A 21,662-nucleotide genomic window follows, 5' to 3' on the forward strand; every position below is an offset into this window, starting at 1 on the left:
ACTTTGTTGACAAGCTGCGCGCCGCACTGGTCCGCTACCCTGCCGTGCCACCGGGTGACATGGAACTGGAGGTCATCGAGACCAGCGCCCTGAAGGATATTGCCCACATTTCGAGCCTGATCAGGGAATGTCGGGGGTTTGGCGTCAGCTTCTCGCTGGATGATTTCGGCACCGGCTACTCCTCGTTGACCTATTTGAAGCGATTGCCGGTCGAAACCCTCAAGATTGATCAAAGCTTTGTGCGCGACATGCTGGATGATCCGGATGATCTGGCCATCCTGCATGGGGTGATCGGCCTGGCCGAGAGCTTCCAGCGTGGTGTGATTGCCGAAGGCGTTGAGACCGAGGTTCACGGTCAAATGCTGTTGCAGCTGGGCTGTAAAATCGGCCAAGGCTATGCCATCGCAAAACCCATGCCTGCAGAAGAGATGACGCGATGGCATGCACGGTGGCAGCCCCATGCCAGTTGGAGTGGGACCTCCGCGATCCCCGATACCCTGCTGCCCGTGCTGTTCGGCATGGTTGCCCATCGTGCCTGGATGAACGCGTTAAAATCTTACGCGCACGAGACAAACCCGCATCCACCCGAACTGTCACCGCAACAATGCCACTTTGGTCGTTGGTTGGCGAGTCAGGATGGTAGGGGAGATACCTGCCCGGTGGTACTGACCCTGCACGAACAAGTGCATCAACTGGGCTGTGAACTGATCATGCTCACTCAGAAGGGTGACGATCTCCTGGCCCGGAAGCGTTTGGCCGAAGTGGAGGCTCTGCATGATCGACTCATGGAGGCAATTTGGGAGCTGATCGGAACCTGATGGTGGAAGCGGGTCCAACCTTGAGCCTATGGCTTTTCGCCTTCAAGGCCCAGAACGAAAAAAGGACCAGCAACGCCAAGTTACTGGTCCTTTTTTTCCTAATATGGCGCGCCCGGAAGGATTCGAACCTCCGACCACCTGGTTCGTAGCCAGGTACTCTATCCAACTGAGCTACGGGCGCTGAACAACTGAAGCGCGCATTCTATGGACGAGGCTGGGGGGTGTCAAGCATTTTTTTAAAAACTCCCGAACAGGGTTCCCAGGGTGATCAGTACCACCAGCGAGATGAACGGGGCCAGCATGGCCACCATGGCGATATCGAAATAGGCCTGGCGGTGGGTGAGGCCGCAGATGGCCAGTAGGGTGATGACCGCGCCGTTGTGGGGCAGGGTGTCCAGACCCCCGGTGGCTACCGCCGTCACCCGGTGCAGCAGTTCCGGATCGATGCCCCGGGCCTGGGCCATTTCCATGTAGGTCTCGCCCAGGGTGGACAGGGCGATGCTCATGCCCCCCGAGGCGGAGCCGGTCATGCCCGCCAGGATGTTCACCGCGATGGCCAGGGAAATGAGCGGGTTGTCGCCCCCCAGCCCCACCACCGTATCGCGGATCAGCAGGAAGGCCGCCAGGGAGGCGATGACGGCACCAAAGCCCACCAGGCTGGCGGTGTTGAAGATGGGCAGCAGGGAGGCGTTGGCACCGCTATCCACCGATTGCTTGAGTGTGGGCAGGCGCTTCCAGTTGGTGGCGATCACCACCAGCAGCGACAGCACCAGGGCGGCGATGACGGACCAGATCCCCCGCACCTGTTCGATGCTGGTCTCGCCGTACAGGGGCAGGGCAAGGAAGTCCGTGTCCATGCGCGGGATGATCAGGAAGGTGAACAGCAGGTTGATGGCGATCACCAGCACTAGGGGCAGCATGGCCACGAACACGGAGGGCGGTGCCACCGGGCGCTGTTCCACCGGCAGTTCCATGAGGTCGAAGCCCTCGCCTGAGGCCTTCTCTCGCAACTCCTTGTTGGGGGTGAAGTCCGCATCCGGATGGTCGCCGTAGCCTTCATGGGCCAGCTTGCGGGAACGGTAGGTGAGCCAGAGCATGCCCAGGGTGAACATCACCAGGGCGGTGATGATGCCCAGGCCCGGCGCTGCGAAGGGGGAGGTGCCGAAGTAGGGCATGGGGATGGCGTTCTGGATCGCCGGGGTGCCGGGCAGGGCGGTCATGGTGAAGGTGAAGGCACCCAGGGCGATGGTGGCCGGGATCAGACGCTTGGGAATGTTCGACTGGCGGAACAGGGCGGCGGCGATGGGGTAGACCGCAAACGCCACCACAAACAGGGAAACCCCGCCGTAGGTCATCAGGGCGCAGGAGAGCACCACCGCCAGGATGGCCCGGCTGCTGCCCAGCCAGCTGATGATGGCCTTGGCCAGCACGTCCGCGCTGCCCGAATCCTCCATCAGCTTGCCGAAGATGGCCCCCAGCAGGAATACCGGGAAGTAGAGGGTGATGAAATCCCCCGCCGCTCCCATGAAGATCTGGGTGTAGCTGCCCAGCACCGGGCCGTCCATGGTGGCCACCACGGCGAAGGTGGCCAGGGCCGGGGCCAGGATCAGCAGGCTGATGCCCCGGTAGGCCAGGTACATGAGCAGGCCCAGGGCGATGAGAATGACCAGGATGCCCATCATGACTTGGCCTCCTTGCGCGGATGGTCGCGGTGGTTGTCGCTGTCCTCATGCTCCAGATCGGGCGGGGCGAAGGTGTCGGTGAACAGGCTTTTCAGGTCGAAGCTGGAGCGCAGGCCCAGGTCATCGAAATGGCGTTCCAGGAAGGCATCCGCCCAGGCCCTGCCCCGGTCACGGAGATGGGTGAGGTAATCCCACTCGGCGTTGAGCTTGCTGGAGGCGTCCAGATCCTTGAGTTCCTCGTGGGCGTGGATCAGGTGCACGAAGATGTCCCGGTAACGTTCCGATTCCAGCTGCTCCGCCTCGATCAGCTGGTGTAGCAGCTCGATGGCGCGCAGTTCCTTGATCAGGCTGGCGTTGAAGGTGATCTCGTTGAGTCGGTTGATGATGGCACGGCCGGTCTTGGGCAGTTCCTCCCGGATCAGGGGATTGATTTGCACGATGATCAGGTCCCGGGTGGCGGTGTCTTCCACCAGGGGGTAGAGGGCCGGGTTGCCGATGTAGCCCCCGTCCCAGTAGGCCTCGCCGTTGATTTCCACTGCCTGGAACAGGAAAGGCAGGCAGGCGGAGGCCATCACCGAGTCCACGGTCAACTCGGGCTGGGTGAAGATGCGGCCCCGCCCGGTGCGCACGTTGGTGGCGGTGACGAATACCTTGAGTTTGCTGCAGTGGTTGACCCGGTCGAAATCCACCTGTGCCGCCACCAGATCCCGCAGGGGATTGATGTTCATCGGGTTGAGTTCGTAGGGGGAGAACTGCCGGGTGAGCTGTTCGAAGAAGAGGTAGCCCGGCGAATGATCCATGCTGAAACGGTGGGTGAGCCGGTCCCAGAGGGTGCGCTGGATGGGGGAGAAGCGGGCGGCGTCGCTGACGGTTTTCCAGAAGGCGGTGAGGGCGTCGCGGGCGCCTTCCCGGCCGCCTCGCTCCAGCCCGTCGGCCACGACCACGGCGTTCATGGCGCCGGCACTGGTGCCGCTGACGCTGCTGATGTGGATACGGGGGTCCGCCAGCAGGCGGTCCAGGACGCCCCAGGTGAGCGCGCCGTGGGCGCCGCCTCCCTGCAGGGCCAGATCCACGGTCTTGCGGGGTGTGCTGTTGCTCATTGGTCACTGATTCCGGTGTGAGCTTGGTTCTATTGCAACGCAGCAGCGGGAGGATGTCCAGTTCTGGAGAAAGTGGGCGGTCCTCGCTGTCACTCCGGGAGTATTCAGCGTCGCTCCCGCGTAAGCGGGAGCCCAGGAGTACAGGACCGTAGTCAGTTCCCGGTTGTACTGTCGCTCCCGCGCAAGCGGGAGCCCAGGGTTTTCTGGCCCGTCACTGGATTCCCGCTTTCGCGGGAATGACGGGGAGCCGCGGGAATGACGGGGAGTCGTGGGAATGACGGGTTGGGCAGGTCGGATCAATCGTCGTCATCATCATCGTCGTCATCGGACAGGTCCACGGTGATGGGGCGATAGATCTCCACCCGGTCCCCTTCCTGCACCGGGTTGTCCAACTTGCAGAACTTGCCGTAGATGCCCACCTTCTGATGATCCAGATCAATGCCCGGAAACCGCTTGAGGATGCCGGATTGCTCGATGGCCTGCTGCACGGTGGCCCCTTCCGGCAGTTCCACCTGCAGCCAGGCCTGGTTGCCGGGTTCACTGTAGGCTACGCCGACTTTCATGGATGTGTTCCTCCCAAGCCTGTCATGTCATGAGGATGTGGCCGGGGCCGCCGCCGGCGCCGTCCGCGCCGCCAGTCGGGCATCCAGCACCCGTTTGCCCGCCAGGATGAAACCCAGGGCCAGGAAGGCGCCGGGGGGCAGGATCATGAGCAAAAAGCCCCGATAATCGGGGATCAGGGTCAGTTCCATCCAGGCAAAGCTTTCTCCCAGCAGCAGGTGGGCATCGGCGAACAGGGTGCCGCTGCCGGGGATCTCGCGCACGGCCCCCAGGACCACCAGGATCACGGTGAACCCCACTCCCATGGCCAGACCGTCCACCATGGCCCGGTGCACCGGCTGGCGGGAAGCGAAGGACTCGGCCCGGCCCAGAATGGCGCAATTGGTGACGATGAGAGGGATGAACAGGCCCAGTGCCTTGTGCATTTCATACAGGTAGGCGTTCATCACCAGGTCCACCAGCGTCACCAGGCTGGCGATCAGCAGGATGAAGACCGGAATCCGCACCTCGGGGGTGATGATGGTCCGGAACATGGAGACCAAAAGCCCCGAGGCCACCATGACGAAGGTGGTGGCCAGGCCCATGCCCAGTCCGTTGGTGGCGGTGCCCGTGACCGCCAGCAACGGGCACAGGGCCAGCATCTGGGCCATGACCACGTTGTTGTCCCAGATGCCGTCCCGGAACAGACGGCGATAGTCCTCCAGCAGTGCCTTGGCGCTTTGGGTCATGGGTGTATCTCCGGCAGATTCCGGGCGGGCGGGGATGTCATGGGGGGCTCGGGGGAGGCAGAATCCTGTATGGCCGTCGGCATCGGCTCATCCGGAGCATCCGGGGCCCGTTGCAGCAGTTCCGACTGATGGGCATGGAACAGGGTCAGCCCGTCCCGAACGGCGTTCACCACCGCCCGGGGGGTGATGGTGGCCCCGGTGAATTGGTCGAAGGGACCGCCGTCCTTCTGTACCGCCCAGCGGGGGGCGGGAAGGGCGCTGAAGCTCAGGCCGTCGAAGGACAGGATCCATGGATCACGATTCACCTCGATCTTGTCGCCCAGCCCCGGGGTTTCCTTGTGTTGCAGCACCCGTACGCCCAGCACTTCACCAGCGGCATCCACGCCCATGAGGATATGGATGGGGCCGGCATAACCCCGCCCTTGAACCCGGAACGCCACGCCGGATACCCGGCCTTCCTGCCGGGCCCGGTAAACCTCCAGGGAGCGTCCGTCGTCGGTGCGCAGGGTATGGATGTCCTCCTGGGGGCGGTTGTCGTGCATCTGCGCGGGCAGGACCTGTTCCAGGGTGCGGCGGAAATCCTCGGCGCGACGCTCGGCGATGGTGTCCCGGGTCTGCAGGTCGGCAATCACCAGCACGGCGCTGGCCAGCAGGGCGATGCCCCCCAGCAGGGTGGCCTGGTAGCCGACCCGCTTGCGGTAGGTGGGTTGTGCCAGGGTGGTCATGGGCGTTTCTCCTGGGCCGGTGCCGGTGCTTCCGTGTTTTTCATCGGCAGGGGCTTCCCGCGCCGGGTGCGGCCATAGGCGCGGGGACGCAGGTAGTGGTCGATCAGGGGCGTGAGGGCATTCATGAGGATCACGGCGAAGGCGGCGCCTTCCGGATAGCCGCCCCAGGTGCGGATGACATAGATGAGCAGGCCGCAGCCGGCCCCGAACAGCAGTCGCCCGGCCACGGTACTGGGAGAGGTGACCGGATCGGTGATGATGAAAAAGGCCACCAGCATGGCCGCACCGGAGAACAGGTGCAGGCCGGGTCCGGCATAACGCTCCGGGTCGATGAGCATGAACACGGTGGACAGGATCACCAGGGTGCCCAGCATGGCCACCGGGACGTCCCAGGTGATGATGCGTTTGGCCATGAGCAGTAGCCCTCCCGCCAGGAGCAGCAGGGCGGAACCTTCACCCAGGCTGCTGGGTACGAAGCCCAGGGCCTGCTGGAGCGGGGCATAGACTCCGGGCAGGGTCTCGGACAGCCCCAGGTCCCGGCTGAAGCCGGTCTGGGCCTCGCCCAGCACCGTGGCGCCGGTGACGGCATCGGGAATCGCCACCAGGCCGAAGGTGATGGCCAGCCCTTCCAGGAAGCCGGGGGCACCCTCTGAAAACAGGGGGGAGGGGGTGATCCAGGTGGTCATCTCCAGGGGGAAGGAGACCAGCAGGGCCACCCGGGCCAGCATGGCCGGGTTGAACAAATTCTGGCCCAGGCCGCCGAAGACGTGCTTGCCGACGATGATGGCAAAGGCCGCCCCCAGCACGCCGATCCACCAGGGCGCCCACGGCGGCAGGGTCAGGGCCAACAGCAGGCCGGTGACGATGGCCGAGCCATCCATCAGGAACGGCGATACCGGCCGCCGGGCAATGCGCAGGCACAGGGCCTCGAACAGCACGGCGGCCAGAATGGTGATGAGCAGCAGGTTCAGGGCGGGCCAGCCGAACAGGTAGACACCGAAGGCGGTGGCCGGAAGCAGGGCGAGGGTGACCCAGCCCATGTTCCAGGCCACGCTGCCTGGGGCATGGGTATGGGGGCCGCTGACGGGGGTGGTCTGAGTCATGGGTTAGGCCTCTGCCTCATCGGCGGCGGGGGTCTTTGGGGTCTCCTTGGCGGCGCGGGCGGCCTTGGCTTCCTCGGCCTTGCGCTTGGCAGCCTCGCGCTCCGCCTTGCGCCGTTCCGCTGCCTCGGCCTTGGCCCGGGCTTCCGCCTCCTGGCGTTCCCGGCGTTGCTGGGCCAGCCGCTTGATCTCCTCCTGGCGACGCTGCTGTTCCCGCCGCGCCCCCAGCACGCCCTTGGCATGATGGAAGAACTGCACCAAGGGGATATGGGAAGGGCAGACATAGGAGCAGGAACCGCAGGCCACACAATCCATCAGGCCGTAATCGACGGCGCCGTCCATGTCCTCCTTGCGGATTCTTGCCGCCATCTCCAGGGGCATGAGACCGCAGGGACAGGCCGCCACGCAGCGTCCGCAGCGGATGCAGGGCATGGTTTCGCCGATGTTGATCTCTGCCTCGGTGAGGGCAATGATCCCGTTGCTACCCTTGATGACGGGCACCTGGGCATGGGGCATCACCTGGCCCATCATGGGGCCACCCATCAGCAGACGGGCCGGTGGTTGCCGGGTGCCGCCGCAATGGGCCAGCAGGTCTTCCACCCGGGTGCCCAGCAGGACCTCCAGGTTGGCGGGTCGCCGGACCGCGCCGCCGCCCACGGTGACGATGCGGGAGATCAGCGGGCGGCGCATGCGCACCGCCCGATGGACGGCGTAGGCCGTCCCCACGTTGTGGACGATCACGCCGATGTCCGCCCCCAGCTTGCCGGCCGGGATCTCGCGGCCGGTGACCGCCTTGATCATGTGTTTTTCCGAACCCATGGGATAACGGGTCGGGACCGCCATGGCCTCGATGGTGTCCATCTCATACAGCCGCGTCTGCAGGGCGGCCAGGGCTTCGGGTTTGTTGTCCTCCACCACCACCAGGGCGCGTCGCGCCCCCAGGGCATGGCGCATGATGCGGATGCCGTCCACCACCTCGTCGGTGCGTTCCCGCATCAGGCGGTCGTCACAGGTGAGATAGGGCTCGCATTCTGAGCCATTGATAATGAGGGTATCGATGTGATGCCGGGACCCCAGGTTCAGCTTGATGGCGGCGGGGAAGGTGGCTCCACCCATGCCCACCACGCCGGCCTCGGCCACCCGGCGGGCGATGGCTTCCGGTTCCAGGTTCAGGGCATGTTCCGGGTCCGGGTCCTCCAGCCAGCGATCCTCGCCGTCCGGTTCGATGACGATGGTCTCCACCGGCAGGCCGCTGGGATGGGGGGCGGGATGGGGTTCCACCGCCAGGATCCGGCCCGAGGTGGGCGCATGCACGGCCGCCGACACGGCGCCGTCGCCGCGGGCGATCATCTGGCCCTTGAGGACGGTGTCGCCGGCCTTGACCACCGGGCGGGCGGCGGCACCGATATGTTGCTGTACCGGCAGATAGAGCCGTGTCGGCAGGGGCAGGGGTTCGATGGGCAGTCCGCTGGTGGCCTGCTTGCGATCATCGGGATGGACGCCGCCCTGGAAGACGGGCCGCTTGCGCATGAAAGAGAACATGGGGAGCACCTTCAGGCCGATTTGGGTTTGGGCCAGTGCCAGCGACGCAGGCTGGGGGCTTCCGGCACCAGGCTCAGACCCTGGGTGGGGCAGACCTCCACGCATTTGCCGCAGCCGTTGCAGGCCTCGACGAAGACCGTATGGATCTGCCGGTTGGCGCCCATGATGGCGTCGGTGGCGCAGACCTTGTAACACCGGGTGCAGCCGTTGCACTGATCGGGATCGATCACCGCAAAGGCGGGGACTTCCTCACCCATGGCGGACAGGTCCACGGTGATGTCCAGTTTGTCGGCCAGTTGCTGGGCCAGGAGCTTGCCGCCCGGCGGACACAGGGTGACGGGTGCCTCCCGGGAGGCCAGGGCCTGGGCGGCACTGGGGCAGCCGGGCAGGCCGCACTGACCGCAGTTGGTGCCGGGCAGCAGGGCCTCGATTTCGTCCACCAGGGGGTCCTTATCCACCCGCAGGTATTTGGCGGCCATGCCCAGACCGTAGCCCAGGAGCAGGCCCATGGTGGTGAGGATGAAAATCGCGGAAAGCAGGGATGGTTCCATCGGAAATTCCTCCTGTCGCGGTCAGGCGAAGTTGAGTCCGGCAAAACCCATGAAGGCCAGGGACAGCAGACCGGCGACGATGAAGCCAATGGGGGCACCGGCAAAGGCGGCCGGTACGTTGCTGATGGCCAGGCGTTCCCGCAGGGCGGCGAAGATCACCATCACCAGGGTGAAGCCCAGGGCCGCGCCCAGGCCGAAGGTCACGCTCTGCAAAAAGCCGTGGCCTTCCTGCACATTGAGCAGGGCCACCCCCAGCACCGCGCAGTTGGTGGTGATCAGGGGCAGGAAAATCCCCAGCACCTGATAGAGGGCGGCGCTGGTCTTGCGGATGACCATTTCGGTGAACTGCACCACGGCGGCGATCACCAGGATGAAGGACAGGATGCGCAGAAAGCCCAGGTCCAGGGGTGCCAGGACGAAATACTCCAGCAGCCAGCCGGCCACGGACGCCAGGGTGAGCACGAAGGTGGTGGCCAGCCCCATGCTCAGGGCCGTGTCCAGCTTGTTGGAGACACCCATGAAGGGACACAGCCCCAAAAATTGCACCAGCACCACGTTGTTGACCAGGGCGGTGCCCACCAGCAGCAGCATGAACTCGGTCACGGTCGGTTCCTTCGGTTCGGTTGACGAAGGAATTGCATCTTGTGTGCCAGCCGCCTCATGCACGATGAAGGCGCATGAATCCAGGGGTCTTGTGGGGAATTGCACCGTGCTGGTGCGTATTGCTCTGTGCGGATCGTGACAGCGTGGGCCGGGTGATGTGGGTTCTGTCGGGAAGGCGACAATGCATGGCTGTCTCACTCGGGGAAAGACCGGACCTTTTGTATTGGCCTGGATGTTGCAGTGTGTTTATCAGGAACCCAGCCCAACTCACCCGGGAGACACACCTCCATGAGCCGACCCGATCAACCCGCCGTCGCGGGCCTGGCCGATACCATCCTGACCCCGGAGGGGGTGTTGCCGGCGCGCCTGTTCTTTGAAGCGGTGGAGCAGTCCTCGGTGGCCATTTCCATCACCGATACCCGGGCCAACATCCTCTATGCCAATCCGGCCTTTGAACGGGTGACCGGTTACGGTGTGGCAGAGGTGGTCGGGCGCAACGAATCCATTCTGTCGGATCGTCATACTCCAAGTCTGGTCTACGAGACCCTCTGGGGACGGTTGCGCCAGCTCAAACCCTGGTCCGGGGTGCTGGTCAACCGCCGCAAGGACGGTAGCCGCTACCTGGCGGAATTGAGCATTGCCCCGGTGCTGGATGGCCAGGGTCAGCTCAGCCATTACCTGGGCATGCACCGGGATGTGACCGAGATGCACCGGCTGGAGCAGCAGGTGCGCAACCAGAAGGCCCTGATCGAGTCGGTGGTGGATGCGGAACCGGTGGCCATCGCCCTGCTGGACGAGGCCGGTCAGGTGGTGTTGGGCAATCAGGCATACAAGCAACTGGCCGGCGACATGGGCGGGCGCGAGCCGGCCCGGGAATTTCTCACCGCCCTGGCCGAGAGCATGGGCGATGCCTTCGAGACCGCCCGCAGCACCGGGGAAGGCTTCGTCGACCGGGAGGTGCAGTTCGATCCGGGTGGTGGCCGTGCCCCTCGCTGGTTTTCCTGTTCCGGCACCTGGTTCAAGGAGCGCGACACCAGTGCGGATTCGTTTTTCGAGGCCCGCAAGGCCAGTTACCTGGTGCTGGTGGCCAAGGAGGTCACCGAGATCCGTCGCCAGCAGGAAGAGATGCGCATGAATGCCCTGCGTGCCCTGACCGCGGAGAGCGAGTTGGTGGAGAGCATGCGCGAGACCTTGGCCGGCGCCATTTACCAGATGCAGGGGCCGGTCAACATGATCGCCGCCGCCACCCAGCTACTGGCGCGTCGGCGTCAGGGGGAGGGCGGTGCCGATCCCTTGCTGAACGTGTTGCAGGAGGCCCTGGACGCCGGTCGTCGGGCCCTGCAGACCCTGGAAGACTCCATGCCCGAGGAGCGGGATGAGCCGGTGGCGCCGGTCAACATCAATGCCCTGCTGCGTGAGGTGTTGGGGCTTTCCACCCGACGTCTGCTGGCTGCCGGGGTGGTGGTGGACTGGCAGCCGGCGCCGGTGCTGCCCTGCGTGCTGGGTCGGGAAGGACGACTGCGGGGTATGTTCAAGCAACTGGTGGACAACGCCCTGGATGCCCTGGACGGCGCCACCGACGGCCGTCGGGAGATCCGCATCCTCACTGAGTCCCGAGGGGATGCGGTGCATGTGACCATCCAGGATTCCGGTCCGGGCATTCCCGAGCATCTGCGCCTGCGGGTGTTCGAGCCCTTTGTCAGTACCAAGGGCCGTTCCGGCCGTGCCGGGATGGGGTTGCCCATGGTTCAGGAGGTGGTGAACCAGCATGCCGGCCTGATCGAGATCGATCCCGGCTGCCATGAAGGTTGCCGTATCCGACTGCAGTTCCCCACCGCCGCACGACGACAAGACCCGAACTGACTAGGGAAGCCTCATGGTAATGTCTTCTTCAGCCGTAAGAGAGAATGGCGGGCATCGCTCTGCCCTGGTGGAGATGCAGCTGGACGCCCTCTATCAGGTGAGCCAGGTGCTCAGCCGTTCGGCGGATCTGCACGAGATCCTCTCCGACGTGCTCCATGTGCTGCACGAAGCCGCCGACATGCAGCGGGGCATGGTGTCGTTGCTGGACCCCTCCAGTGGCGAGCTGATGGTGGGGGCCGCCCATACCGGCCATCGCGAGCAATTGGAAAAGGTGCGTTATCGTCCCGGCGAGGGGGTGGTGGGGGCGATCCTGAAGGAAGGCGACACCCTGGTGATCCGGCGCATCGCCGACGAGCCCCGGTTTCTGGACCGCCTGCGTCTTTATGTCCCGGATCTTCCATTCATCGGCGTGCCCATTCAGGTGGGAGACGAAGCCCCCATCGGGGTCCTGGCCGCCCAGCCGGCCGCCGACGACGGTCTGCTCACGGAGCGGGCCCGTTTCCTGGAGATGGTGGCCAACCTGCTGGCGCAGACCGTGCGTCGTGCCTGGGACCTGGAAAAGGAACGCCAGGCGCTGACCGACGAACGGGACCGCCTGCGCCGGGAAGTGCGCAGCGGCTATCATCTGGACAACGTGGTGGGGCATTCCCGAGAGATGCGCCGGGTGTTCGAGCAGGTGCGCCAGGTGGCCAAGTGGCACACCACGGTGCTGATCCGGGGCGAGACCGGCACCGGCAAGGAACTGATCGCCAACGCCATCCATTACAACTCTTCCCGGGCCAATGGCCCCTTCATCAAGCTCAACTGCGCGGCCCTGCCGGACAACCTGCTGGAAAGCGAACTGTTCGGCCATGAAAAGGGGGCCTTTACCGGTGCGGTGGCCCAGCGCAAGGGGCGGTTCGAGCAGGCCGATGGCGGCACCATCTTTCTTGACGAGATCGGCGAGATCTCCCAGGCCTTCCAGGCCAAGCTGCTGAGGGTGTTGCAGGAAGGCGAGTTCGAACGGGTGGGCGGCACCCGTACCCTCAAGGTGGATGTAAGGGTGGTGGCGGCCACCAACCGTCACCTGGAGGACGAAGTGGAGCAGGGGGAGTTTCGCGAGGACCTGTATTACCGGCTCAACGTGATGCCCATCTTCCTGCCTGCCCTGCGCAAGCGCACCGAGGACATCCCCGATCTGGCCCGTTTCCTGGTGGCCAAACTGGCCCGGGCCCAGGGGCGTCCCCTGGACATCACCGATGGCGCCATCCGCACCCTGATGCGCCACGACTGGCCGGGTAACGTGCGCGAACTGGAGAACTGCCTGGAACGGGCGGCCATCATGAGCGAGACCGGAACCATCGATCTGGATGCGATCCAGCTTACGGGGCTGGAGGACAAGCTGCCCACACCGCGCAAGAACGGCGCGCCGGCCCCGGAAACGGATCTGGATGATCCGGAACTGGACGAGCGGGAACGAGTGATTGCCGCCCTGGAACAGGCGGGCTGGGTGCAGGCCAAGGCGGCCCGCCTGCTGGGGATGACCCCGCGCCAGATCGCCTACCGGATTCAGACCCTGAAGATCCGCGTCAAGCAATTCTGAGTCCGGCCGGCAACCTGCTGATGACCGTTCCCTTTTCTGGTACGCTTGGCGACTCGGTTCACCAGGCTGGCCTCCATGCGCACCCGTATCAAGATCTGCGGCATCACCCGACCTGAGGACGCCCGGGCCGCCGTGCAGGCGGGCGCGGACGCCCTCGGGCTGGTGTTCTACGCGCGCAGCCCGCGCGCCGTCACCCCGGATCAGGCCCGCGCCATTGCCGCCGTGGAAGCCCCGTTCGTCACCCGGGTCGGCCTGTTCGTGAATGCGGATGCCCAGTGGGTGCGTGAGGTGCTGGCCCGGGTCAGCCTGGACCTGTTGCAGTTCCATGGGAATGAACCCCCGGATTACTGCGAGTCCTTCGGTCTGGATTACATCAAGGCCATTCCCATGGCCGAGCCCGTGGCCGTGGGCGAGTACATGGACCGTCATCCCGGCGCCCTGGGCTTTTTGCTGGACAGCCATGGCGCCGGTCAGGTGGGCGGGACCGGCAAGACCTTCGACTGGTCCAGCTGGCCTGACCGGGCAACACGCCCCCTGATCCTGGCCGGCGGACTCCATCCGGACAACGTGGCCGCCGCCGTGCAACAAACCCGCCCCTGGGCGGTGGATGTGAGCAGCGGCGTGGAGTCGGCCCCCGGCCTGAAGGACCCGGAACGCATGACCCGATTCATCAGCGAGGTATTACGTGTCGACCGTGATCAAGCCTGAACAGACGCCGGACTGGCGTGCCTTCCCGGATGCCCGCGGGCATTTCGGGCCCTATGGCGGCCGTTTCGTTTCCGAGACCCTGATGGAACCCCTGCTGGAACTGCAGGAGGCCTATCAGCGTTATCTCCAGGACCCGCAGTTCCTGGCAGAGCTTGACCAGGACCTGGCCCATTACGTGGGGCGCCCCAGCCCCCTCTACCTGGCCGAGCGACTGACCCGGGAGCTGGGTGGGGCCAAGGTCTATCTCAAGCGGGAAGATCTCAATCACACCGGCGCCCACAAGGTGAACAACACCATCGGCCAGGCCCTGCTGGCCAAGCGCATGGGCAAGACCCGCATCATCGCCGAAACCGGCGCCGGTCAGCACGGCGTGGCCACCGCCACCGTGGCGGCCCGGCTGGGGCTGGAATGCGTGGTCTACATGGGCGCCGAGGACATCCAGCGCCAGGCCCCCAATGTCTACCGCATGCGCCTGCTGGGCGCCCGGGTAGTGCCGGTCACCTCCGGTTCCCGCACCCTCAAGGATGCCCTCAACGAGGCCATGCGGGACTGGGTCACCCACGTGGACAACACCTTCTACATCATCGGCACCGTGGCCGGTCCCCACCCCTATCCCGCCATGGTGCGTGATTTCCAGGCCATCATCGGCCGCGAGGCCCGCGAACAGTACCAGGCCGCCGAAGGCCGGCTGCCCGATGCCCTGGTGGCCTGCGTGGGCGGCGGTTCCAACGCCATCGGCCTGTTCCATCCCTTCCTCGCCGACGAGGGCGTGGTCATGTACGGCGTGGAGGCCGCCGGTGACGGTATCGATACCGGGCGCCATTCCGCGCCCCTGTGTGCCGGCAGACCCGGTGTGTTGCATGGCAACCGCACCTATCTGATGGAGGACGAGGACGGTCAGATCATCGAGACCCATTCCGTCTCCGCCGGCCTGGATTACCCGGGCGTGGGTCCGGAGCACGCCTGGCTCAAGGACGTGGGTCGGGTGCGGTACGTGCCCATCACCGATCGGGAGGCCATGGATGCCTTCCACCGTCTGACCCGCACCGAGGGCATCATACCCGCCCTGGAATCCAGTCATGCCGTCGCCTACGGCCTCAAGCTGGCACCGACCCTGGAGCCGGAGCAGGGCATCATCATCAATCTGTCCGGTCGGGGCGACAAGGACATCAATACCGTAGCCCGTCTGGAGGGGATCGAACTGTGAGCCGCATCGCCGCCCGTTTTGAAGCCCTCAAGGCCCGTGGCCGCAAGGCCCTGATCCCCTACATCACCGCCGGTGACCCGGAGCCGGGCAACACCGTGCCCCTGATGCACGAGATGGTGGCGGCCGGTGCCGACATCATCGAACTGGGGGTGCCCTTTTCCGATCCCATGGCCGACGGTCCGGTGATCCAGCAGGCCTGCGAGCGGGCCCTCAAGCACCGTGTCAGCCTGCGCAAGGTGCTGGAGATGGTGCGCGAGTTCCGGCGCGACAACATCGAGACCCCGGTGGTCCTGATGGGGTATCTCAATCCGGTGGAGATCATGGGCTATGAGACCCTGGCCGATGAGGCCGCCCGGGCCGGCGTGGACGGCGTGCTGACCGTGGACCTGCCGCCGGAGGAGAGCGCGGAGCTGGCCGGCGCCTTGAAGCGCCACGGTGTTGACCCCATCTTCCTGCTGGCACCCACCAGCCATGAGGCGCGCATCCGCGGCGTGAGCGAAGTGGCCGCCGGGTTTGTCTATTACGTCTCTCTTAAGGGCGTCACCGGGGCCGCGACCCTGGATGTGGAGGCCGTGGCTCAAAAGCTGGCCCTGATCCGTCGCCAGACCGACCTGCCGGTGGGGGTGGGTTTCGGTATCAGTGATGCCGAGGCCGCCGCCAAGGTGTCCCGGATCGCCGACGCCGTGGTGGTGGGCAGTGCCCTGGTCAAGCGTATCGCCGCCCATGCCGACGACCCCGCCGCCGGGCGTCGTGAAGTGGCCCAGGTGCTGGCCGGAATGCGTCGTGCCATGGATCAGGCCACCACCGCGACCCCAGCCTGAGCCGGGACCCCGATTCATTCATCCAAACGTTGACGATCGCCCATGAGCTGGTTTGAAAAACTCGTTCCTTCCCGGATCCGCACCGACGCCACCAACAAGCGGGCGGTGCCCGAAGGTCTGTGGCTGCGCTGCGATGGCTGTTCCGCCACTCTGTACCGCCCCGAGGTGGAGCGCAATCTGGAAGTCTGCCCCAAGTGCGGTTTCCACATGCGCATCAACGCCCGCCGGCGTCTGGAAGCCTTTCTGGACGAAGGTGAGCGCCAGGAGATCGGTGCCCAGATCGAACCGGTGGACATGCTGAAATTCCGTGACAGCAAGCGCTACAAGGATCGTCTGGTGGCGGCCCAGAAGACCACGGGCGAGAAGGATGCCCTGGTGGTCATGCAGGGCCGGTTGTTCGGCATGCCGGTGGTGGCCGCCGCCTTCAACTTCAATTTCATGGGCGGTTCCATGGGGTCCGTGGTGGGCGAGCGTTTCGTGCGCGGCGTGAATGCCGCCATTGAGGCCCGCTGCCCCATGGTCTGCTTCTCCGCCAGCGGCGGCGCCCGTATGCAGGAGGCCCTGTTCTCCCTCATGCAGATGGCCAAGACCAGCGCCGCTCTGGCGCGCCTGAAGGAAGAGGGGCTGCCCTTCATTTCCGTCATGACCGATCCCACCATGGGCGGCGTGTCCGCCAGTCTGGCGATGCTGGGTGATGTGAATGCCGCCGAGCCCGGTGCCTTGATCGGATTTGCCGGTCCCCGTGTGATCAAGCAGACCGTGCGCGAGACTTTGCCGGAAGGTTTCCAGCGGGCGGAATTCCTGCTGGAGCATGGTGCGGTGGATCTGATCATCGACCGTCGTCAGATGCGGCCTCGCCTGGGCAAGCTGCTGGCCATGCTGACCCATCAGCCCGCGCCGGATGTGCCGGTGCCGGTAGAAGATGATGACAAGGAGAAGGCGGAAGGTAGTGGCGCCGAGAATGACGGCGACCGGACGGAAGGCGGCGGTGACGCGGGTGCCCAGTCCGCGCCTCAGGGGCAGGGTCACCACGGATGACCACCCCAGCCTTTGCCGGGCCGCGCCACCACACGCTGGCGGCCTGGCTGGCCTGGCAGGAACAGGCCCACACCCGGGCCATTGACCTGGGTCTGGAGCGGGTGGCCGAAGTGGCCGATCGATTGCAGCTCAGGCCCGCCCCGATGCCTGTCGTCATCGTGGGTGGCACCAACGGCAAGGGTTCCACCGTGGCCATGCTGGAGGCCATCTACCTGGCGGCGGGATACCGGGTGGGCTGCTATACCTCGCCCCACCTGATCCATTACAACGAACGTATCCGTATTGATGGCCGCCCGGTGGCGGACGCGCCCATCTGCGAGGCCTTCGCCGCCATTGACCGGGCCAGGGGCGAGATCAGTCTCAGCTATTTCGAATTCGGCACCCTGGCCGCCCTGTGGCTGTTCCGCCGCGAGCGGGTGGATGTGATGGTGCTGGAGGTGGGGCTGGGCGGGCGTCTGGATGCGGTCAATATCCTGGATGCGGACGTGGCCGTGGTCACTGCGGTGGGTATCGATCATCAGGCCTTTCTGGGGGACGATCGGGAGTCCATCGGTTTTGAAAAGGCCGGTATCTTCCGGGGTGGTCGCGTGGCCGTCTGCGGTGATGCCGACCCGCCGGCCCGTCTGCTGGCCCATGCCGACGGGATCGGTGCCCGCCTGCTGCTGGCCGGGCGGGACTTTGCCCCGCTGACCGGATCGCGCACGGATACCTGGCAATACCGGGGTGCGGGTCTGGTGCTGGAGGGATTGCCCGCGCCGGCACTGTCCGGGAGTGTGCAGTACCGCAATGCCTCATCGGCGATCACGGCGGTGGTGTCTCTGCGGGAACGCCTGCCCGTGACGCAGGATGCGGTTGGCCGGGGGTTGGCCACGGCACGTCTGCCCGGCCGTTTTCAGCTGTTGCGGGAAGCCCCGGCATTGTGGGTGGATGTGGCCCACAATCCCCAGGGGGCGGAAAGCCTGGCCCTGAACCTCTTGGGCGTGCCCTGCCGGGGACGTACCCTGGCGGTGATGGGGGTGATGGCTGATAAAGATGTGGAAGGCATCCTGCATCCCCTGCTGGAGGTGATTCATGACTGGCATGTGGCCGCGCCCCGCACCGAGCGTGCCCTGGAAGCCGGTGTGCTGGCGGAACGCGTGGCGGTGCTCACGCGGCAACCGGTGCAGTCCCATGCATCGGTGGAGCAGGCCTGCCGGGCGGCGTTGGCGGCGGCCGGCCCCGAAGACCGGATTATCGTCTTCGGTTCCTTCTTCACGGTGGCCGAAGTGCTGCAGGGAGCGTTTTCCGGGTCTCCACCGGCGGGCCGTCCTGGGTTATGATTGGGGCATATGTTCATATTGGCCGGAATTTTCGCGGGCCGTCAGGGTCTTCTTCATTTCAGGCTGATCAGATAACACCAACACCCACTTAGGAGTACATGCTGTGACCCAGATCGATATCGGTATCAAGGAGCAGGACAGAGTCGAGATCGCCGAAGGCCTCAAGCGCCTGCTGGCCGACTCCTACACCCTCTATCTGCAGACCCACAATTTCCACTGGAACGTGGTGGGTCCCCAGTTCCGTGACCTGCACCTGATGTTCGAGGAGCATTACACCGAACTGGCCACCGCCGTGGACGACATCGCCGAGCGCATCCGTGCCCTGGATGTGCCCGCCCCGGGGACCTACAAGGAATTCGCCCGCCTGAGCAGCATCCAGGAAGTGGAGGGCGTGCCGCCCGCCAAGGAAATGGTGGACCTGCTGACCGTGGGTCATGAGCAGGTGGTGAAGACCTGCCGCGACGTCCTCAAGCTGTCCCAGGAAGCCGGTGATGAATCCACCTCCGCCCTGGCCTCCGATCGCATGCGCATCCATGAAAAGACCGCCTGGATGCTGCGCGCACTGAACAAGTAAGTCCCATGTCCGTGTCCCCCGGCTTGCCGGGGGACACGATGTTTGTGCGGTCGGCATGAAATGTCCCCGCAAAGTTCCGCATCACCCCTGCCACGTCATTTCCATGACAATCGCCCTTTGTCTTTTTGTGCCAATTAGGGGAACATTACGCCCTTGATCTGGGAACGGGTTCCCTGGGATTCCGGCTTTGCCGGGGTCGACATGGGGTATCTCTCAACGCTCGGCGTTGACCCGGTGCATGACCGGGCCAGGGCGGAGCCTCATCCCGGCATGGGCGCCGCTTGCCGTGGCAGCCCGGCCGCTACCTTAAGGCAGAACAGACAGACTATGGCTTTGACGTTTCCGTTTTCGGCGATTGTCGCGCAGGACGAGATGAAACTCGCCCTCCTCATCTCTGCCATCGACTCCAGTATCGGCGGTGTGCTGGTATTCGGAGATCGGGGCACGGGTAAATCCACCACGGTACGTGCACTGGCTGCGTTGCTGCCTCCCATGGAGGCGGTCGTCAACTGCCCCTACGGTTGCGCGCCGGAAAAGCGTGCCGGCCTGTGCGGCGTCTGTGAAGGTCCCGATGCCAAGGACAAGCCCAAGACCCGCAAGGTGCCGGTGCCCGTGGTGGACATGCCCCTGGGCGTGACCGAAGATCGGGTGGTGGGTGCCCTGGATCTGGAGCGGGCCCTCACCCAGGGCGAAAAAGCCTTCGAACCGGGCCTGCTGGCCCGCGCCCATCGCGGCTTTTTGTACATCGACGAGGTCAACCTGCTGGAAGACCACCTGGTGGATCTGTTGCTGGACGTGGCTGCGTCCGGCGAGAACGTGGTGGAGCGTGAAGGCCTGAGTATCCGCCACCCCGCCAAGTTCGTGCTCATCGGCAGCGGTAACCCGGAAGAGGGGGAACTGCGTCCCCAGCTGCTGGATCGCTTCGGCCTGTCCGTCGAGATCACTACCCCCACCGATCTGCCCACCCGCATCGAGGTGGTGCGTCGCCGCGATGCCTTCGAAAAGGATCCGGAAGGCTTCACCCAGAAGTGGAAGCGTCAGGATGCCAAGTTGCGCAAGCAGCTCGTCGACGGCCGCGCCCTGCTGCCCGAAGTGGTGGTCCCCGACGTGGCTCTGGAGCGGGCAGCGCAGCTGTGTCTGAAGCTGGGCACCGATGGCCTGCGCGGCGAACTGACCCTGATCCGCGCCGCCCGCGCCCTGGCCGCCTTCCAGGGCGACAAGGAAGTGACCGACGAACACCTGCGCCGCATCGCCCCGCCGGCCCTGCGCCATCGTCTGCGCCGCAACCCGCTGGACGACGCGGGCTCCACGGTGCGTGTGGAGCGGGCCATCGCGGAAATGTTCGACGCATGACCGATCCGCGCGCACCCGAACTGACACCGTGGGCGGCGGCCGGCATTGCGGCCGGCCTGTTTGCCGTCGATCCGGCCGGTTGCGGTGGTCTGGTGCTGCGTGCCCACGCCGGCCCGGTCCGTGAACGCTGGCTGGAACAGTTGCGTCAGCTGCTGCCGTCGACCTCTCCCATGCGTCGTCTGCCATTGCACATTGCCGACGGCCGCCTGCTCGGTGGCCTGGATCTGGCCGCGACCCTCAAGGCCGGTAAGCCCATTGCCGAGCGGGGATTGCTGGCGGAGTGTGATGGCGGCGTCGCGGTGGCGGCCATGGCCGAGCGCCTGACCGTGGCCACCGCCGGTCGCATTGCCGCGGTGATGGATTCCCATGAGGTCCTGTTGGAACGGGACGGCCTGGGTCTAAGGGTGCCCACCCGGTTCGGGGTGGTGGCCCTGGACGAAGGTGTCACCGATGACGAGGTGGTGCCGGTGGTGCTCACCGACCGGCTGGCCTTCCAGGTGGACATCGTGCCCGTGGGTATCCGGGATGTGGAAGAGCCCTTCTGGACCGTGGACGACATCGTTGCCGCTCGCAACCTGTTGCCCCAGGTGGAAGCGGGGGATTCCGTGCTGGAGGCCCTGTGCGGGGCCGCCATGGCATTGGGTATCGCGTCCCTGCGCATCCCGTTCCTGGCCCTGAGGGTGGCCCGCGCGGCCGCCGCCCTGGATGGTCGTACCCAGGTTTCCGACGATGACGCGACCCTGGCCGGGCGGCTGGTGCTGGCCCCTCGTGCCACCCGGTTGCCGCCCATGGAGCCGCCGGAGGATCAGCAGGAGGAGGCACCGCCGCCGGAGCAGCAGCCACCGGACGAGCCGCCGCCGGAAGGCGAGGATCAGCAGACCCAGCAGGATCTGGACAAGCCCCTGGAAGACCGGGTGCTGGAGGCCGCCAAGGCCGCCCTGCCGGCCGGGTTGCTGGCCCAGTTGCAGCTGGGCGCCATGCGCAGTCGCTCCGGCTCCGCCGGCAAGGCGGGAGCACTGCAGCAGGGCAAGTCCCGCGGACGCCCCATCGGCACCCGTCGGGGGGAGATCCGTGCCGGCGCCCGGCTCAACGTCATCGAGACGTTGCGGGCGGCGGCGCCCTGGCAGCCCCTGCGGCGGGCACAGGCCCTGGCCAGTGGCGCCGTCAAGGGACCGCGAGTGCATGTGCGGCGGGATGATTTTCGCATCACCCGCTTCAAGCAGCGCACCGAGACCACCACCATCTTTGCGGTGGATGCCTCCGGTTCCGCGGCCCTGCATCGTCTGGCCGAGGCCAAGGGGGCGGTGGAGTTGTTGCTGGCGGACTGCTATGTGCGTCGTGACCGGGTCGGGTTGATTGCTTTCCGGGGGCAGGGGGCCGAGTTGCTGCTCCCGCCCACTCGTTCCCTGGTGCGGGCCAAGCGCAGCCTGGCCGGTTTGCCGGGCGGCGGCGGTACGCCTCTGGCTGCTGCCATCGATGCCGTGCGTGAACTGGCCGAGGCGGTGAAGCGTCGGGGCGAGACGCCGGTGGCGGTGTTCCTGACCGATGGTCGGGCCAATATCGACCGGGAAGGCAAGCCCGGTCGACCCAAGGCCATGGAGGATGCCGTGGCCGCGGCGCGGGTGCTGGCGCAGGAGAACTTCACCACCATCCTGGTGGATACTTCTCCCCGACCCCAGCGTTCCGCCCAGGAACTGTCCCAGGCCATGAACGCCCGCTATCTGCCCTTGCCCTACGCCGATGCGGCCACGCTGTCCTCGGCGGTGCAGGCGGCCAGCAGTTAAGGG

20 protein-coding genes and 1 tRNA gene are annotated in these 21,662 nt (G+C 65.7%); 11 read left to right on the forward strand and 10 right to left on the reverse strand.

Features of this window, described 5'->3' with window-relative positions; genetic code table 11:
* The coding region (locus tag LQD11_RS04920) for an EAL domain-containing protein (RefSeq protein ID WP_238616530.1) at positions 1–818 on the forward strand (818 nt) is incomplete at its 5' end.
* 104 nt (positions 819–922) lie between these two features.
* On the opposite strand, the gene LQD11_RS04925 is transcribed toward LQD11_RS04920, so the two are convergent.
* The 10 genes from LQD11_RS04925 to rsxA form a co-directional block, all read right to left on the reverse strand.
* Positions 923–999, reverse strand: a tRNA-Arg gene (locus LQD11_RS04925).
* Positions 1,000–1,054: 55 nt separating this feature from the next.
* A complete protein-coding gene (locus LQD11_RS04930; protein ID WP_238616531.1) occupies positions 1,055–2,500 on the reverse strand; it encodes a GntP family permease in 1,446 nt (481 codons plus the stop codon).
* On the reverse strand, positions 2,497–3,600 hold the full coding sequence (locus LQD11_RS04935; RefSeq protein ID WP_238616532.1) for a patatin-like phospholipase family protein: 1,104 nt from the start codon (positions 3,598–3,600) through the stop codon (positions 2,497–2,499). Before LQD11_RS04935 ends, LQD11_RS04930 begins: the two co-directional genes overlap by 4 nt.
* A gap of 296 nt (positions 3,601–3,896) precedes the next feature.
* The gene (locus tag LQD11_RS04940; RefSeq protein WP_238616533.1) at positions 3,897–4,163 is read right to left on the reverse strand and encodes an RnfH family protein; all 267 of its coding nucleotides are present in this window, start codon (positions 4,161–4,163) and stop codon (positions 3,897–3,899) included.
* 27 nt (positions 4,164–4,190) lie between these two features.
* Positions 4,191–4,889, reverse strand: a complete 699-nt coding sequence (locus LQD11_RS04945) for an electron transport complex subunit E (protein ID WP_238616534.1) — start codon at positions 4,887–4,889, stop codon at positions 4,191–4,193.
* Positions 4,886–5,614: an electron transport complex subunit RsxG gene (rsxG, locus tag LQD11_RS04950; RefSeq protein WP_238616535.1), complete on the reverse strand. Its 729-nt coding sequence runs from the start codon at positions 5,612–5,614 to the stop codon at positions 4,886–4,888. The genes LQD11_RS04945 and rsxG overlap by 4 nt, the downstream gene beginning before the upstream one ends.
* On the reverse strand, positions 5,611–6,717 hold the full coding sequence (locus LQD11_RS04955; RefSeq protein WP_238616536.1) for an RnfABCDGE type electron transport complex subunit D: 1,107 nt from the start codon (positions 6,715–6,717) through the stop codon (positions 5,611–5,613). Before LQD11_RS04955 ends, rsxG begins: the two co-directional genes overlap by 4 nt.
* Positions 6,718–6,720: 3 nt before the next feature.
* Positions 6,721–8,256 (reverse strand): electron transport complex subunit RsxC, encoded by a 1,536-nt coding sequence (gene rsxC / locus LQD11_RS04960; protein ID WP_238616537.1) that lies wholly within the window; start codon positions 8,254–8,256, stop codon positions 6,721–6,723.
* 11 nt (positions 8,257–8,267) lie between these two features.
* Positions 8,268–8,807: an RnfABCDGE type electron transport complex subunit B gene (locus LQD11_RS04965; protein ID WP_238616538.1), complete on the reverse strand. Its 540-nt coding sequence runs from the start codon at positions 8,805–8,807 to the stop codon at positions 8,268–8,270.
* Between the two features lie 21 nt (positions 8,808–8,828).
* Positions 8,829–9,410, reverse strand: a complete 582-nt coding sequence (rsxA, locus tag LQD11_RS04970) for an electron transport complex subunit RsxA (protein WP_008932848.1) — start codon at positions 9,408–9,410, stop codon at positions 8,829–8,831.
* A 288-nt stretch (positions 9,411–9,698) separates the two neighbouring features.
* On the opposite strand from rsxA, the gene nifL reads away from it, so the two are divergent.
* The 10 genes from nifL to LQD11_RS05020 all read left to right on the forward strand — a co-directional run bounded on the left by nifL (position 9,699) and on the right by LQD11_RS05020 (position 21,659).
* Positions 9,699–11,273: a nitrogen fixation negative regulator NifL gene (gene nifL, locus LQD11_RS04975; RefSeq protein ID WP_238616539.1), complete on the forward strand. Its 1,575-nt coding sequence runs from the start codon at positions 9,699–9,701 to the stop codon at positions 11,271–11,273.
* Positions 11,274–11,292: 19 nt separating this feature from the next.
* Entirely contained in the window at positions 11,293–12,855 is a 1,563-nt protein-coding gene (gene nifA / locus LQD11_RS04980) for a nif-specific transcriptional activator NifA (RefSeq protein ID WP_238616540.1), read from the forward strand.
* 75 nt (positions 12,856–12,930) lie between these two features.
* Entirely contained in the window at positions 12,931–13,563 is a 633-nt protein-coding gene (locus LQD11_RS04985) for a phosphoribosylanthranilate isomerase (protein ID WP_008932845.1), read from the forward strand.
* Positions 13,550–14,770, forward strand: a complete 1,221-nt coding sequence (gene trpB / locus LQD11_RS04990) for a tryptophan synthase subunit beta (protein WP_238616541.1) — start codon at positions 13,550–13,552, stop codon at positions 14,768–14,770. Before LQD11_RS04985 ends, trpB begins: the two co-directional genes overlap by 14 nt.
* On the forward strand, positions 14,767–15,591 hold the full coding sequence (gene trpA, locus LQD11_RS04995) for a tryptophan synthase subunit alpha (RefSeq protein ID WP_238616542.1): 825 nt from the start codon (positions 14,767–14,769) through the stop codon (positions 15,589–15,591). Before trpB ends, trpA begins: the two co-directional genes overlap by 4 nt.
* 42 nt (positions 15,592–15,633) lie before the next feature.
* Positions 15,634–16,629 (forward strand): acetyl-CoA carboxylase, carboxyltransferase subunit beta, encoded by a 996-nt coding sequence (gene accD / locus LQD11_RS05000; RefSeq protein ID WP_238616543.1) that lies wholly within the window; start codon positions 15,634–15,636, stop codon positions 16,627–16,629.
* Positions 16,626–17,948, forward strand: a complete 1,323-nt coding sequence (gene folC, locus LQD11_RS05005; RefSeq protein ID WP_238616544.1) for a bifunctional tetrahydrofolate synthase/dihydrofolate synthase — start codon at positions 16,626–16,628, stop codon at positions 17,946–17,948. Before accD ends, folC begins: the two co-directional genes overlap by 4 nt.
* A 103-nt stretch (positions 17,949–18,051) precedes the next feature.
* On the forward strand, positions 18,052–18,522 hold the full coding sequence (locus LQD11_RS05010; RefSeq protein ID WP_238616545.1) for a Dps family protein: 471 nt from the start codon (positions 18,052–18,054) through the stop codon (positions 18,520–18,522).
* A gap of 327 nt (positions 18,523–18,849) precedes the next feature.
* Complete coding sequence (gene bchI / locus LQD11_RS05015; protein WP_238616546.1) at positions 18,850–19,875, forward strand: magnesium chelatase ATPase subunit I; 1,026 nt, start codon at positions 18,850–18,852, stop codon at positions 19,873–19,875.
* Complete coding sequence (locus LQD11_RS05020) at positions 19,872–21,659, forward strand: magnesium chelatase subunit D (protein ID WP_238616547.1); 1,788 nt, start codon at positions 19,872–19,874, stop codon at positions 21,657–21,659. Before bchI ends, LQD11_RS05020 begins: the two co-directional genes overlap by 4 nt.
* The last annotated feature ends 3 nt before the right edge of the window (positions 21,660–21,662 follow it).

The sequence above is a fragment of the Ectothiorhodospira shaposhnikovii genome, assembly GCF_022227765.1.
Lineage (GTDB): Bacteria > Pseudomonadota > Gammaproteobacteria > Ectothiorhodospirales > Ectothiorhodospiraceae > Ectothiorhodospira.